General features: G+C 65.4%; 6 protein-coding genes and 3 rRNA genes. 4 read left to right on the top strand and 5 right to left on the bottom strand.

Annotated features, from left to right (window positions below; all coding sequences use genetic code 11):
• Window positions 1-10 precede the first annotated feature (10 nt).
• Window positions 11-4,522 (bottom strand): HAMP domain-containing protein, encoded by a 4,512-nt coding sequence (locus F4562_RS09745; RefSeq protein ID WP_184548882.1) that lies wholly within the window; start codon window positions 4,520-4,522, stop codon window positions 11-13.
• A 408-nt stretch (window positions 4,523-4,930) separates the two neighbouring features.
• Here F4562_RS09745 and F4562_RS09750 point away from each other — a divergent pair, with 408 nt between their 5' ends.
• From F4562_RS09750 to F4562_RS09760, 3 genes are all read left to right on the top strand, one after another.
• Entirely contained in the window at window positions 4,931-6,556 is a 1,626-nt protein-coding gene (locus tag F4562_RS09750; protein ID WP_184548880.1) for a PucR family transcriptional regulator, read from the top strand.
• 9 nt (window positions 6,557-6,565) lie between these two features.
• On the top strand, window positions 6,566-6,985 hold the full coding sequence (locus tag F4562_RS09755) for a cupin domain-containing protein (protein WP_184548878.1): 420 nt from the start codon (window positions 6,566-6,568) through the stop codon (window positions 6,983-6,985).
• Between the two features lie 534 nt (window positions 6,986-7,519).
• The gene (locus F4562_RS09760) at window positions 7,520-8,857 is read left to right on the top strand and encodes a phosphodiester glycosidase family protein (protein WP_311734309.1); all 1,338 of its coding nucleotides are present in this window, start codon (window positions 7,520-7,522) and stop codon (window positions 8,855-8,857) included.
• 350 nt (window positions 8,858-9,207) lie between these two features.
• Here F4562_RS09760 and F4562_RS09765 read toward each other — a convergent pair whose 3' ends face one another.
• Window positions 9,208-9,879, bottom strand: coding sequence for a hypothetical protein (locus F4562_RS09765; RefSeq protein WP_312872203.1), 672 nt, complete (start codon window positions 9,877-9,879; stop codon window positions 9,208-9,210).
• Here F4562_RS09765 and F4562_RS09770 point away from each other — a divergent pair.
• Window positions 9,841-10,173 (top strand): hypothetical protein, encoded by a 333-nt coding sequence (locus F4562_RS09770; protein ID WP_184548872.1) that lies wholly within the window; start codon window positions 9,841-9,843, stop codon window positions 10,171-10,173. The genes F4562_RS09765 and F4562_RS09770 overlap by 39 nt on opposite strands.
• A 622-nt stretch (window positions 10,174-10,795) precedes the next feature.
• Here F4562_RS09770 and rrf read toward each other — a convergent pair.
• From rrf to F4562_RS09785, 3 genes are all read right to left on the bottom strand, one after another.
• Window positions 10,796-10,912, bottom strand: a 5S ribosomal RNA gene (gene rrf / locus F4562_RS09775).
• A gap of 75 nt (window positions 10,913-10,987) precedes the next feature.
• Window positions 10,988-14,113, bottom strand: a 23S ribosomal RNA gene (locus F4562_RS09780).
• Between the two features lie 407 nt (window positions 14,114-14,520).
• Window positions 14,521-16,044, bottom strand: a 16S ribosomal RNA gene (locus tag F4562_RS09785).
• The 16S, 23S and 5S rRNA genes sit together here, the layout of an rRNA operon.
• Between the last annotated feature and the right edge of the window lie 110 nt (window positions 16,045-16,154).

The following is a 16,154-nucleotide window of genomic DNA, read 5'->3' on the forward strand; positions in this document are numbered from 1 at the left end:
TCCGAGCGGCCTAGGCGTCCAGCCACTGCTGGATGCGGGTCAGCAGCTCCTGGGCGTCCACCGGCTTGGTGACGTAGTCGCTGGCACCCGCGGCCAGGGTCTTCTCACGGTCGCCCTGCATGGCCTTGGCGGTCACCGCGATGATCGGCAGGTTGGCGAAGTTCGCCATCTTCCGAATGGCCGCGGTGGCGGCGTAACCATCCATCTCGGGCATCATCACGTCCATCAGGACGAGGTCGATGTCCTCGTTACGTGACAGGACCTCGATGCCCCGGCGGCCGTTCTCGGCGTAGAGCACCTCCATGCCGTGCAGTTCGAGGATGTTCGTCAGCGCGAAGACGTTGCGGACGTCGTCGTCGACGACCAGCACCTTCCGGCCCACCAGCACGGTGTCCACCTCGTCCACCGGCTGGGGACGCTCGTCGGCGCTGGGCTGCACCAGGGGCAGCACGTCTGCCGGGTCCTGCGCCGAAAGGTGCAGGGTGATGCGCTCGCGCAGCTCGTCGAGGCTGGGCAGGCGCTCCAGCGGCTGGGTGTTCGACCGGCCCTTGAGCAGGTTCTCCTGCGGGCGGGTGAGAGTGCGGGTGTGGTGGGCCAGCACCGGCAGCGCGCGCAGGGCCGGACTGTCGTCCAGCCTGCGGAGGAACTCCGCCGCCGCGTCCTGCCGCATGCCCAGGTCCAGCACGATGCAGTGGTGGTCGTCGGCGTTCAGGATCTCCAGGGCGGTGCCGGGATCGTTGGCGGTCGAGACCTGCACCGGCCCGTGGGTCTCGGTCAGGTCGGCGATGACGCTCTCGGCCAGCTGCGACAGCAGCCCGTTGGGGCGTGACTCCACGACGAGCAGACGGCGCATGTCCGCCACCCCGGAGAACCTCTCCGGGGCCGGCGCGCCGGTCACCGCCTGCGGTGTCACGGCGGCCGGCGCGGCGGGAGCGTGCACCGCGGTCGCGGCCTCGCCCGGCGCGACGTCGGCGATCGGCAGGTAGAGCGTGAAGGTGCTGCCCGCCCCCAGGACGCTCACCGCCCCGATCTCGCCGTTGAGGAGCGTGGCGATCTCCCGGCTGATGGACAGGCCGAGCCCGGTGCCGCCGTACTTGCGGCTGGTCGTGCCGTCGGCCTGCTGGAAGGCGTCGAAGATCTGCGACAGGTTCTCCTCGGCGATGCCGATGCCGGTGTCGCGGACCTGGAAGGCGAGGACCTCCTGCCCGTGTGCCCCCGGCAGGTCCATCCTGTCGAGCCGTTCGATGCGGAGCTCGACCGCACCCTTCTCGGTGAACTTCACCGCGTTGGACAGCAGGTTCCGCAGCACCTGCCGGAGCCGCTGCTCGTCGGTGAGGAGCACCTCCGGCACGTCGGGGGCGACCACGACGTCGAACCGCAGCCCCTTCTCCGTGGTCAGCGGGCGGAAGGTCGCCTCCACGTAGTCGATCAACTGCCGCAGCGGCAGCGATTCGAGGCTGATGCTCATCTTGCCCGCCTCGATCTTCGACAGGTCGAGGATGTCGTTGATCAGCTGGAGCAGGTCGGTGCCCGCCGAGTGGATGACGTTGGCGTACTCCACCTGCTTGGCGGTGAGGTTGCGGGCCGGGTTCTGCGCCAGCAACTGGGCGAGGATGAGCAGCGAGTTGAGCGGGGTGCGCAGCTCGTGGCTCATGTTGGCCAGGAACTCGCTCTTGTACTTGGACGCCAGGGCGAGCTGCTTGGCGCGGTCCTCCAGCTCCTGGCGCGCCTGCTCGATCTCGCTGTTCTTGGTCTCGATGTCGCGGTTCTGCCGGGCCAGCAGCTCCGCCTTCTCCTCCAGTTCCGCGTTGGAGCGCTGCAGCTCCTCCTGCCGGACCTGGAGCTCGGTCGCGAGCCGCTGCGACTCGGTGAGCAGGGAGTCGGTACGGGCGTTGGCGACGATCGTGTTGACGTTGACGCCGATGGTCGCGACCAGCTGCTCCAGGAAGGCGCGGTGCACCTGGGTGAACCGGTTGAGGCTGGCCAGCTCGATCACTCCGAGGACCTGGTCCTCGACGATGATCGGCAGCACGATGAGGTGGACGGGACCGGCCGACCCCAGGCTGGAGGAGATGGTGAGGTAGCCCTCCGGGATGTCCTCGACCAGGATGGGCCGCTTGGCGAGCGCCGCCTGGCCCACCAGCGACTCGCCGAAGACGTGACGGCGAGTGGTCTCCCGGTGGCCGTAGCAGCCGACCACCTCCAGCTCCGCCCCCTCCGGACCCTCCTCCACGAGCAGGAACGTCCCGTACTGGGCGGAGACCAGCGGGGCCAGCTCGTTCATGACCAGCTCGGCCACGACGGCGAGATCACGGTGTCCCTGCATGAGCCCGGAGATGCGGGCCAGGTTCGACTTGAGCCAGTCCTGCTCCTGGTTGGCCAGAGTGGTCTCGCGCAGGGACTTCACCATGGAGTTGATGTTGTCCTTGAGCTCGGCCACCTCGCCCGACGCGTCGACGGTGATCGACCGGGTGAGATCTCCCGAGGTCACGGCACTGGTCACCTCGGCGATCGCCCGCACCTGCCGGGTGAGGTTGCCGGCCAGCTCGTTGACGTTCTCCGTCAGCCGCTTCCACGTGCCGGAGACGCCCTCGACCTCGGCCTGCCCGCCCAGGCGCCCCTCGCTGCCGACCTCCCGGGCCACCCGGGTCACCTCGGCCGCGAACGACGACAGCTGGTCCACCATCGTGTTGATGGTGGTCTTCAGCTCCAGGATCTCACCCCGGGCGTCCACGTCGATCTTCTTGGTCAGGTCGCCCTGGGCCACGGCCGTGGTCACCTGCGCGATGTTCCGCACCTGGTTGGTGAGGTTGTTGGCCATCGAGTTGACGTTGTCGGTCAGGTCCTTCCAGGTGCCCGCCACGTTGGGCACCCGGGCCTGACCGCCCAGCTGGCCCTCGGTGCCGACCTCCCGGGCCACCCGGGTCACCTCGTCGGCGAACGCGCTCAGCGTGTCGACCATCGTGTTGATGGTCTGCGCGAGCGCGGCCACCTCTCCCTTGGCCTCAACGGTGATCTTCTGCGACAGGTCGCCCTTGGCCACCGCCGTGGTCACCTGCGCGATGCTCCGCACCTGGCTGGTGAGGTTGTTGGCCATCGAGTTGACGTTGTCGGTCAGGTCCTTCCAGGTGCCGGAGACACCGCGGACGGTGGCCTGGCCGCCGAGGTTGCCCTCGGTGCCGACCTCCCGGGCCACCCGGGTCACCTCGTCGGCGAACGCGCTGAGCTGGTCGACCATCGTGTTGATGGTCTCCTTCAGCTCCATGATCTCGCCCCGGGCGTCGACCCGGATCTTCTGCGACAGGTCGCCCTTGGCCACCGCCGTGGTCACCTGCGCGATGCTCCGCACCTGCGCGGTGAGGTTGTCGGCCATCACGTTCACCGACTCGGTGAGCGCCTTCCAGGTGCCGGAGACGCCCTTGACGTCGGCCTGCCCGCCCAGCCGGCCGTCGGTGCCGACCTCCCGGGCCACCCGGGTCACCTCGTCGGCGAACGACGACAGCTGGTCCACCATCGTGTTCAGCGTGTTCTTCAGCTCCAGGATCTCACCGCGCGCCGAGACGGTGATCTTCTGCGACAGGTCGCCCCGGGCGACGGCGGTGGCCACCTGCGAGATGTTGCGCACCTGGTCGGTGAGGTTGCGCGCCATGTAGTTGACGGAGTCGGTGAGGTCGCGCCACGTGCCGGAGACACCCTTGACGTCGGCCTGCCCACCGAGCTGGCCCTCGGTGCCGACCTCCCGGGCCACCCGGGTCACCTCGGCCGCGAACGACGACAGCTGGTCCACCATCGTGTTGATGGTGTTCTTCAGCTCCAGGATCTCGCCCCGGGCATCCACGGTGATCTTCTGCGACAGGTCGCCGCGGGCGACGGCGGTGGTCACCTGCGCGATGCTCCGCACCTGGTCGGTGAGGTTGCCCGCCATGAAGTTGACGGAGTCGGTGAGGTCGCGCCACGTGCCGGCGACCCCGGTCACCTCGGCCTGGCCGCCCAGCCGTCCCTCGGTGCCGACCTCCCGGGCCACCCGGGTCACCTCGGCCGCGAACGACGACAGCTGGTCCACCATCGTGTTCAGCGTGTTCTTCAGCTCCAGGATCTCACCCCGGACGTCCACGGTGATCTTCTGCGACAGGTCGCCGGTCGCCACCGCGGTCGCGACCTGCGCGATGTCGCGCACCTGGTCGGTGAGGTTGCCCGCCATGGCGTTGACGGAGTCGGTGAGGTCCTTCCAGGTGCCGGAGACGCCCGGCACCTCGGCCTGCCCGCCGAGCTGCCCCTCGGTGCCGACCTCCCGGGCCACCCGGGTCACCTCGGAGGTGAAGAGCGACAACTGGTCGACCATGCCGTTGAACACCGTGGCGATCTCTTTGAGCAGCCCGTCGCCGTCCTCGGGGAGGCGGGTGCCGAAGTCTCCGTCGCGTACGGCCGTCAGCCCGGCCAGGAGCTCGCGGAGATCCAGCTCCTCCACCCGGGAGGCACTCTTCGGTGTCCTGCGCCGCCGCGTGCCGGAAGTCTCAACCATGTCCACAATCGCGCCCCTCGGCCGTGAAAAGGTCAAGTCATCCTAGGGCCACAGGACCGAGGCCGGTCCGCCGCCTCGACCGCCTCGGCCGCCCGATCCTCGATCGTTCCGGTGCCAGGGCCGGTGACGGTGGGGGCGACAGGGCCAGTGACAATGCCGGTGTCGGTGACAATGCCGGTGCCAGGGCCGGTGACAGTGACAATGCCGGTGCCGGTGCCAGGGCCGGTGACAGTGACAATGCCGGTGCCGGTGCCAGGGCCGGTGCCGATGACCGTGACAGGGCGGCCCGGAGGCCGGCGGCGCGGGGTGGTATCGCAGCTTCCTCCGGACAGGCGGGCCCACCCTGTCCGAACGGAGTGTAAGAGCACGTCGCTCCAAACTTACAATCTGATCGGATATTCTCGGTGAGTGCTCCCGACAGTCGCCGACGTTCTCGCCCTGGACACCGTCCGGCGGGGAAACCCCCGCGTCGTGGCGGGTGCGGATCGGCTCGACAGCCGGGTGCGCTGGGTCCATGTGGGAGAGGTCACCGACATCGCCCAGCTGTTGCGCGGTGGGGAGCTGGTCCTCACCACCGGTATCGCCCTCCCCGATGATCCGGGCAAACTAGCCGACTACGTCGCCGAGCTGGCCGCGGTCGGCGCCTCCGGGCTGATCGTGGAGCTGGGCCGTAAGTTCATCGGGGAACTGCCGCGCTCCGTGGTCGGAGCCGCCGAGCGGCACGGCCTTCCCCTGATCACGCTGGCCAGGGAGACCCCGTTCGTCCAGATCACCGAGTCGGTCCACGCTCGCATCATCGACATCCAGCTCCAGGAGCTGCGCGCCTCAGAGCAGCTCCACGAGGTCTTCACCGAGCTGTCGGTCGAAGGCGCCTCCCCCGCGGAGGTGCTCAGCCAGGTCACCAGACTGTCCGGGCATGCCGTGCTGCTGGAGAACCTGGCCCACCAGGTTCTGGCCTGCGAGAGCGCCGGGCACGACACCGGCGCTCTGCTCGCCGGTTGGGAGACCCGCTCCCGCGCGGTGGCGCCCGCGGAGCGCACCGCCTACGACGCGGCCTCCGGCTGGCTGGTCACCATGGTCGGCGCGCGAGGCCAGGACTGGGGCCGGCTGATCCTGCTCTGCGACACCCCGCCCGGTCCACGCGACATCGTGCTCGCCGAACGCGCCGCCACCACTCTGGCTCTGGGCCGCCTGCTGGAACGCCACCAGGAGTCGCTGGAGCGACAGGCTCACGGCACCATCATCACCGGCATCCTGACCTACGCCTACGCCGACCCGGAGGAGGCTGCGGCCCGCGCTCGCGCGGTCGGCGTCCCCCTCACCGGCCGCAAGCTGGTCAGCGTGGTGCTCCGCATGATCGGGACATCGGAGAACCAGCTGGACGGCCAGGAGCAGCTCGCCCGGCTCGTCGAGCTGGCCGACGCCGCCGCGTCGGCCTGTCGCGAGATCCGTCTGCCCGCACTCGTCGGGGCACTCGACCAGAACCGCGTCGGGATCCTGCTCCCCCTGCCGCCGCGCACCTTCGCCGAACCCGCGCTGACCTCACTCTCCGACCACCTGCGCGCGGCCTTCCCCCTGCCGTTCGTACTCGCCGCCGGTTCCGTGGTCGAATCGGTCCGCGACGTGCGGCGCAGCTTTCTGGAGGCCGAGCAGGTCGCCGACGTGGCCGTCCGGCAGCCCGACGGCCGCCCCTTCTACCGCCTGCCCGACCTGCGCCTGCGCGGCCTGCTCCATCTGCTGCGTGACGACGCCCGGCTGCAGACCTTCGCCGAGCGCGAGCTCGGCCCCCTGCTCGCCCACGACGCCCAGCGCGGCGGCGACCTCACCCGGATCCTCCGAACCTACCTCGACGTGGGCCGCAACAAGGCCGTCGCCGCGCAGAAGGCCCATCTGTCACGACCGGCCTTCTACGACCGCCTGCGCAGGCTTGAACGCATCCTCGACACCGACCTGGACGACGTCGAGTCCTGCCTCTCCCTCCACGTCGCCCTCCTGGCGCTGGAGTCCTTCCGGAGAGACAACCCCCGCACCTGAAAGGTATCCATGCCAGAGATCATCGTCCCCGAGCCCGCCGACCTGGCCCGTATGGTCGCCGCCGCGGGAGCCTTCTCCGTCCCGGCGGACGGCGTCCGGCTCTCCCCCGAGGAACTGGCCCCCGGCCAGATTCTCGCGGGCTCTCCTCGCGTGTCGTCGATCGAACTGTGGTCGTCACCGGACGGCGGGCAGAGCCGGGGCATCTGGGAGATAACCCCGGGCACGGTCACCGACGTGGAGCGCGACGAGGTGTTCGTGGTGCTGACCGGCCGCGCCACGCTGGAGGTCGACGGAGGAGCCACCGTCGAGCTCGCCCCCGGCTCGGTCTGCCTGCTCGCAGAGGGAGCCAAAACCATCTGGATCGTTCACGAGACCCTGCGCAAGGTGTATCACATCATGGAGCCCCAGAATCCCCCGCAGGCCATGTGAAAATTCACATTCCCCGCAGACCTCATCCGGATCGGCGTTTCCCGAACAGGAGGCCGGCATCCTCCGCTGTTAATCCTCACCCGGGACGGGACGCCGGTTCCCTCAATCCTCACCCTGGACGAAACACCGGCTCCCTCAATCCTCACCCCGAACGGGACATCGCAAGCCAAGCGGGGCAACGGTGAGCACCCTGGGTCTTAACCCCCGACCCGGACGAGGCGTCGGCCCTCTCCACCGGTAATCCTGGCCCTCGGCCGGAACAGCGTGGAAATCCTTGCTCCGCGCCGGAGTCCGAGTGAACAACAACACTTTCTCGGGATGTTTCGCGTGTTTCGCTCTCCCCGACCGGTGAATCTCGGCACGATAGTGCACCTAAGTCAGGTCCACCAATGGGGAGAGATATACATGTCGCGACGTCTCGTCGCCGGATTGGCAGCCGTAGCACTCACCGCCACGGCGATTCCCGCCGAGGCCGAACAGGCGAGTGCACGGTTTCCCTCCTCGGCGTTCCCACTCGGAACGGGCTCGGTACCGGTGAAGAAGCAACAGAGCGTCGCCCCCGGCGTGGAACTCTTCAGTGTGACCCACGGAGAGGCCACGCAGGGGTGGACGGTCTCCGTGCTGATGCCCAACGGCCACGACAACGGCCCGCTCCACGTCGCCCAGGCCAGAGCCGAAGCGGTGCAGGCTGCCGGGTTGACCCCCTCCCTCGTGAAGATCGTGCAACCGGCCGCCGCGGACGCCCCGGCCGTCGAGCGCTACATGGTGCGCATCGGCCTGTGGACGCTCAAGCAGCAGGCCGAGGCCGACAAGGTCGTCAAGGAGCTGAAGAAGTACGACATCCCAGCCAAGGCCGACTACCTGGGCGACGACGGCACCGAGACCACCGGCCCGTGGGAGATGCGGGTGCTGATGGTGGACACGAAGGCCTTCCGGGGGTCGTTCAAGACCAGCGTCGGCAAGAGTGTGGCCAGACGTGAGACCACCAGTTCGATGTCCAGGCTCGCCGGTGCCATCGCGGGTGTCAACGGCGGTTTCTTCAACATCCACACGGCCAAAGCCCTGCAGGGCGACCCGGTCGGAGTCTCCGTGGTCGGCGGCAGGCTGCTCAGCGAGGGCATCCCCGGCCGCAGTGCCCTGGTCATCACCGACAGCCGCAAGGCCAGGATCACCGAGTTGAAGACCATGATCACCGCGATCTCCTCCGACGGAGCGAGAACCGAGGTCAAGGGGATCAATCGGGCCGCCGCCGCCGAGGAACTCGTCCTCTACACGGAGGAGTTCGGCGCCAAGACCGCGGCCGACGGCGGTGTCGAAGCCGTGATCGACGCTCAGGGCCGGATCGTGAACGTCCGCCAGGCCGGCGGAGCGGTCCCCCGGGGCACCTCAGTGCTCCACGGCACCGGCCTGGCCGCCGCCTGGCTCCAGGAGTACGCACTGGAAGGCGGGGGGATGAAGGTGGACACCAAGGTCATAGACCTGCGAACGCAAAGGGCCATCCCCCTCACCCACCGGACGTACATCATGGGAGGCGGGGTCGGGCTGGTCAGGAACGGCCGGGTTCGGATCACCGCCGCGGCCGACGGACACGCCTCGGTCAACATGATGCTCCGCCGCCACCCGCGGACGATGGTCGGTATCACCCGGTCCGGAGGCCTGATCCTGGCCACGGTGGACGGTCGTAAACCCGGCGTCACAGTTGGCGCCTCGATGGTCGAGGCAGCGCAGCTGATGCGCTGGCTGGGCGCCAAGCAGGCCATCAACTTCGACGGTGGCGGCTCAACCGCGATGGTCGTCGGCCACAAGGTCGTCAACCATCCCTCGGACGGTGCCGAGCGCACCCTGGGAGACGCCCTCTTCATCACCCCCTGACGACCTTCCCCCCTTAACGACCTTCACCCCCTTTGACGAGGACCCCGCCGCTTCGGCGGGGTCCTGCCTCCAGACTGGAGTTCCCTCACCGGCCCCGAATCCGCGTACGGAAAACCTCCGGCCCCTTCGACGAATTCCAGGGGTCCTCGGCAACACAGTGATCTTCCAGGGACTCTCGGCAACGCAGCGATCGGTTACTGCGGCGAGAGGCCCCGGCGAGACGTTCGGCGGGGTAACCCCGCCGAACGTCTTTCACCGTCGGCAGAGGCCCTGGCCCTGGCCGGCGGTAGATAAGACTGTCAGACCTGCTCTCCGGGACAGAGGGGAAACTATCGTCTGGACGACAGCGGTCAGGAGTGTGCCCCATCGGCGTGGGGAGCCTCCGCGCGGCTCTCGTCCGACGGATCGCCGGTTGTTTGGCGATGACGGAGCAGAAGCGCTCGCAACAGGGTCATCGCACCGTCCCGGTTGCGTCTCGTCGACCCCTGCCCCTCGCAGAACGCCACCAGCCCCGTGGGCAGATGGGTGAGCCGCACCGAGCGATCCCAGTCGGGAAGCCGGGCACCGCAACCCCAGGTCTGCGGAAAGTCCTCAGCCCGGACCTCATCGTCCGGAACATGTATGAAGTCGTAGGACACGGCTACGGGAAGCACCTCGACCCAGGCTTCCAGCGTCGGCCAGCCCTCCCCGTAGTCACGGCGATGCGTACCGGTTTCGGCGGCCAGCCACTCGAAGGCCCCGGCCCCGCAGACCCGCATCACCACGGCGTTCGGGCCGAACCAGTCGATACGCCAGTTGTAGGTCTGCACCCTTCGCCCATCGCGCTCGGCCCGCCAGAGGTACTCACCCCCCAACGTCTCCGCCCAGCCCTGGGCCTTCTCCGAATCCCACCCGACGACCACGATGGCCTCGCGTTCACCGTGGTGAAGAGGCACCTGTTCGCGAACGCTGCCGAGGCGGGCGGCCAGCGCCTCCGCCGCAGCATGGCACTCGGCGACCAGGGCATCGTCCTCGGCCAGCACGAGCAACTCGCCGAGCATGGTCAGCTCGGCGGCCAGCTCTTCCAGATCCCCCAGGAAAGCTTCGACGCGCTCAAGGCGGAATGCGGCGACATCGGCGGCGCTTCAATGCGCGGGGTCGGCCAGCACCCCCATGAGCTGCACGGTCTCGGCACGCAGCATGCGGACATCGGCCTGATCAACCACGGTCTGGTAACTGCGGCGGCACTCCGCCAGAAGGTCCAGCGCGGCATCACGCACAGCGATTCTCCCTCGAAATCGGCATGTTCACTGTATGAACCAGCATGTTCACCGTAACTTATCCGCTGCCGGTCGCGTCGACACAAACTAATCCGTGCCCATCGCCAGGCCGGGCGAGGCCGGAATCAGCCCACTTGATTGCCCGCGGCGGGCAGCATGCCAAGACGCCCGGTTGGTGGCTCCCTGCATACTGCATACGCGCAAAGGGCCCTGCGCACTCTTTCCCCCTCACACGAGAAAGGGCCCTGTACCGCCTTCCGCACCCGCAGAACGCGCAACAGGACCCGCCCCCGCGCACGCACGCGCCAGGCCCGCCCCGCGGCGTCGCCCGCACCCCCGACAACAGAAGAGCCCCCCAGGCCGACACAAAAAAGGAGCCCGCAGAACAAAAAAAGGGGGCCCGCAAAGCCCCGGCCGCCCACCACCAGGCCCGCACCTCCGGGCCCCCGCACCCGCACCCGCACAAAAAAAGGGGGGGCCCGCCCCCGGACCCCCCGACACACAAAAAAAGAAGGGGCCCGCAAACCCCCCGGAACCCCATACAACCAAAAAAGAAGAGCCCCCCACCATCCCGGCCGGCCCCCCGCACACGCACACGCACACGCACACGCGCACGAAAAAAAATGAGGGGGAGGAGCCCGTCCCCTCACGGGACAGACCCCTCCCCCTCACAACGATTGTCCGGCGGCGACCTACTCTCCCACACCGTCCCCGGTGCAGTACCATCGGCGCTGAAGAGCTTAACTTCCGGGTTCGGAATGTAACCGGGTGTTTCCCCTTCGCCATAACCGCCGTAACCCTATGAAACACACAACCCACCGGTTGCTGCCTCAGAATTGCCTAGTGGACGCGAGCACAACAAGACTGCTTCATGGTCAAGTCCTCGGCCTATTAGTACCGGTCAGCTCCACACATTACTGCGCTTCCACCTCCGGCCTATCAACCCGGTCATCTCCCGGGAGCCTTACCCCCTCACAGGGTGGGAGACCTCATCTCAAGGCGAGCTTCCCGCTTAGATGCTTTCAGCGGTTATCCCTTCCGAACGTAGCCAACCAGCCGTGCTCCTGGCGGAACAACTGGCACACCAGAGGTTCGTCCGTCCCGGTCCTCTCGTACTAGGGACAGCTCCTTTCAAGTCTCCTGCGCGCGCAGCGGATAGGGACCGAACTGTCTCGCGACGTTCTAAACCCAGCTCGCGTACCGCTTTAATGGGCGAACAGCCCAACCCTTGGGACCTACTCCAGCCCCAGGATGCGACGAGCCGACATCGAGGTGCCAAACCATCCCGTCGATATGGACTCTTGGGGAAGATCAGCCTGTTATCCCCGGGGTACCTTTTAGCCGTTGAGCGACGGCGCTTCCACATGCCACCGCCGGATCACTAGTCCCAGCTTTCGCTCCTGCTCGACCCGTCGGTCTCACAGTCAAGCTCCCTTGTGCACTTACACTCGACACCTGATTGCCAACCAGGCTGAGGGAACCTTTGGGCGCCTCCGTTACCCTTTAGGAGGCAACCGCCCCAGTTAAACTACCCACCAGACACTGTCCCTGATCCGGATCACGGACCGAGGTTAGACGTTCAAAACGACCAGAGTGGTATTTCACCAATGACTCCACCCGAACTAGCGTCCGAGCTTCACCGTCTCCCACCTATCCTACACAAGACGCTCCAAACGCCAATGTCAAGCTGTAGTGAAGGTCCCGGGGTCTTTCCGTCCTGCTGCGCGTAACGAGCATCTTTACTCGTAGTGCAATTTCACCGGGTCTGCGGTTGAGACAGCGGGGAAGTCGTTACGCCATTCGTGCAGGTCGGAACTTACCCGACAAGGAATTTCGCTACCTTAGGATGGTTATAGTTACCACCGCCGTTTACTGGCGCTTAAGTTCTCACCGTCGCCAGGCAAGCCTGGCTAAGCGGTCCCCTTAACGTTCCAGCACCGGGCAGGCGTCAGTCCGTATACATCGTCTTACGACTTCGCACGGACCTGTGTTTTTAGTAAACAGTCGCTTCCCCCTGGCCTCTGCGACCCCCACCAGCTCCGGACGCACGGTCCATCACCAGCGAAGGCCCCCCTTCTCCCGAAGTTACGGGGGCAATTTGCCGAGTTCCTTAACCACAGTTCACCCGATCGCCTTAGTATTCTCTACCTGACCACCTGAGTCGGTTTCGGGTACGGGCCGCCGCGACACTCACTAGAGGCTTTTCTCGGCAGCATAGGATCACCCACTTCGCCACAATCGGCTCGGCATCACATCTCAGGATACGCGGACCGCGGATTTGCCTACGGTCCTCCCTACATGCTTACCCCAGGAACAACCATCGCCTGGGCTGGGCTACCTTCCTGCGTCACCCCATCGTTTACCTACTACCAGATCAGGCCAGGCGTTCAGCCTCACCCCAGACCCGAAGGTCCGAAGGGCTTAAGGACCCTTAGTATCACTGGATTCAGTATGGGCGCATCACAGCGGGTACGGGAATATCAACCCGTTGTCCATCGACTACGCCTGTCGGCCTCGCCTTAGGTCCCGACTTACCCTGGGCGGATTAGCCTGCCCCAGGAACCCTTGGTCATCCGGCGCAGAAGTTTCTCACTTCTGATTCGCTACTCATGCCTGCATTCTCACTCACACGGCCTCCACAACTGGGTCACCCCGCTGCTTCGCCGGCCGCACGACGCTCCCCTACCCATCAGCGTCTCTCAACCACAAAGGCTCGAGTCCATACGCTAATGCCACGACTTCGGCGGTGTACTTGAGCCCCGCTACATTGTCGGCGCAGAATCACTTGACCAGTGAGCTATTACGCACTCTTTCAAGGGTGGCTGCTTCTAAGCCAACCTCCTGGTTGTCACTGCGACTCCACATCCTTTCCCACTTAGCACACGCTTAGGGGCCTTAGTCGGTGATCTGGGCTGTTTCCCTCTCGACTACGGAGCTTATCCCCCGCAGTCTCACTGCCACGCTCTCACTTACCGGCATTCGGAGTTTGGCTGACGTCAGTAACCTTGTCGGGCCCATCGGCCATCCAGTGCTCTACCTCCGGCAAGAAACACGCGACGCTGCACCTAAATGCATTTCGGGGAGAACCAGCTATCACGGAGTTTGATTGGCCTTTCACCCCTAAACACAGGTCATCCCCCAGGTTTTCAACCCTGGTGGGTTCGGTCCTCCACGCGGTCTTACCCGCGCTTCAACCTGCCCATGCCTAGATCACTCCGCTTCGGGTCTACAGCATGCGACTCAAACGCCCTCTTCAGACTCGCTTTCGCTACGGCTCCCCCACACGGGTTAACCTCGCCACACACCATAACTCGCAGGCTCATTCTTCAAAAGGCACGCAGTCACATCACAGCCCTCCGAAGAGGACTACGCTCCTACGGCTTGTAGGCACACGGTTTCAGGTACTATTTCACGACCCCTCACCGGGGCACTTTTCACCTTTCCCTCACGGTACTCGTGCACTATCGGTCATCAGGGAGTATTTAGGCTTACCAGGTGGTCCTGGCAGATTCACACAGGATTTCTCGGGCCCCGTGCTACTTGGGATCCCCTCCAGAAGCCCCCACGATTTCGCCTACCCGGCTCTCACGGTCTACGGCAGCCCTTCCCAGAGCTTTCGACTATCACAGAGGTTTATCACTTCTCACAGTCCCGGCAGAGACCGTCGGAGAGTCCCACAACCCCGCACACGCAACGCCCGCCGGCTCTCACACGTGCACGGTTTAGCCTCTTCCGCTTTCGCTCACCACTACTCACGGAATCACTATTTGTTTTCTCTTCCTACGGGTACTGAGATGTTTCACTTCCCCGCGTTACCACCAACCGCCCTATACATTCAGGCGGAGGCAACACCACATGACTGGTGCTGGGTTTCCCCATTCGGACATCCCCGGATCACCGTCTGGTTGGCGACTCCCCGGGGCTTAACGCAGCCTCCCACGTCCTTCATCGGCTCCTGATGCCAAGGCATCCACCGTGTGCCCTAAAAAACTTGGCCACAAAGATGCTCGCGTCCACTATGCAAATCTCAAACAACAAACAGCCACCGCACCCACCCACCCCGACAACCCGAGACAAGCGATCCGGCCCTGTACACGAGGCGAAACAGACGAGCGAACCCCCGGCCATCCAACGACGACCGACCGATCCGCCCTGAGTGTCCGTTCCCTCAGGACCCAACAGTGTGTTCGCCCCAGCCCGGCCCCGACACGGCGTTCCCCCTCCCACAGACCCATCACGACGATGACCCCACGGGCGGTACTGACCGGCCAGCGACCCCGCTGAACCGACTAGCCAGTGCTCCACTAATGAGCGCGCCGTGTGCAGGACACGCGCCTGCAGACACGACATGAACCCGCGCCCCCACCCCAAGAGGTGGAACCACGCGAGCCGACTGCTCCTTAGAAAGGAGGTGATCCAGCCGCACCTTCCGGTACGGCTACCTTGTTACGACTTCGTCCCAATCGCCAGCCCCACCTTCGACCGCTCCCCCCAGCAAGCTGGTTGGGCCACGGGCTTCGGGTGTTGCCGACTTTCGTGACGTGACGGGCGGTGTGTACAAGGCCCGGGAACGTATTCACCGCAGCGTTGCTGATCTGCGATTACTAGCGACTCCGACTTCATGGGGTCGAGTTGCAGACCCCAATCCGAACTGAGACCGGCTTTTAGGGATTCGCTCCGCCTCACGGCATCGCAACCCTCTGTACCGGCCATTGTAGCATGTTTGCAGCCCAAGACATAAGGGGCATGATGACTTGACGTCATCCCCACCTTCCTCCGAGTTGACCCCGGCAGTCTCCCATGAGTCCCCACCACCCCCGAAGGAGCGTGCTGGCAACATGGAACAAGGGTTGCGCTCGTTGCGGGACTTAACCCAACATCTCACGACACGAGCTGACGACAGCCATGCACCACCTGTCACCCGGTCCGAAGAGGGCTCTGTCTCCAGAGCTTTCCGGGCGATGTCAAGCCTTGGTAAGGTTCTTCGCGTTGCGTCGAATTAAGCAACATGCTCCGCCGCTTGTGCGGGCCCCCGTCAATTCCTTTGAGTTTTAGCCTTGCGGCCGTACTCCCCAGGCGGGGCGCTTAATGCGTTAGCTACGGCGCGGAAACCGTGGAAGGCCCCCACACCTAGCGCCCAACGTTTACGGCGTGGACTACCAGGGTATCTAATCCTGTTCGCTCCCCACGCTTTCGCTCCTCAGCGTCAGGTAAGGCCCAGAGAACCGCCTTCGCCACCGGTGTTCCTCCTGATATCTGCGCATTTCACCGCTACACCAGGAATTCCGTTCTCCCCTGCCTACCTCTAGCCAGCCCGTATCGAATGCAGACCTGGAGTTAAGCCCCAAGCTTTCACACCCGACGCGACAAGCCACCTACGAGCTCTTTACGCCCAATAATTCCGGACAACGCTTGCGCCCTACGTATTACCGCGGCTGCTGGCACGTAGTTAGCCGGCGCTTCTTCTGCAGGTACACGTCACCTTCGTCCCTGCTGAAAGAGGTTTACAACCCGAAGGCCGTCATCCCCCACGCGGCGTCGCTGCGTCAGGCTTCCGCCCATTGCGCAATATTCCCCACTGCTGCCTCCCGTAGGAGTCTGGGCCGTGTCTCAGTCCCAGTGTGGCCGGTCGCCCTCTCAGGCCGGCTACCCGTCGTCGCCTTGGTAGGCCGTTACCCCACCAACAAGCTGATAGGCCGCGAGTCCATCCCCAACCGAAACAACTTTCCACACGCATCCCATGCAGGAACGTGTCATATCCGGTATTAGACCCAGTTTCCCGGGCTTATCCCAGAGTCAGGGGCAGGTTACTCACGTGTTACTCACCCGTTCGCCGCTCGAGTACCCCGAAGGGCCTTTCCGCTCGACTTGCATGTGTTAAGCACGCCGCCAGCGTTCGTCCTGAGCCAGGATCAAACTCTCCAAACAATGTCTTCGAGTTCTCCCGGCTGAAAGCCCCCCGTCACCCCCCGGGACCGAAACGGCCCGGCGGACACGAGGGAACATCAACCAAAGGAATCCCATCCCCCCACCGGCCA

This window comes from Streptosporangium becharense, from assembly GCF_014204985.1.
GTDB classification, from domain to species: Bacteria; Actinomycetota; Actinomycetes; order Streptosporangiales; family Streptosporangiaceae; genus Streptosporangium; species Streptosporangium becharense.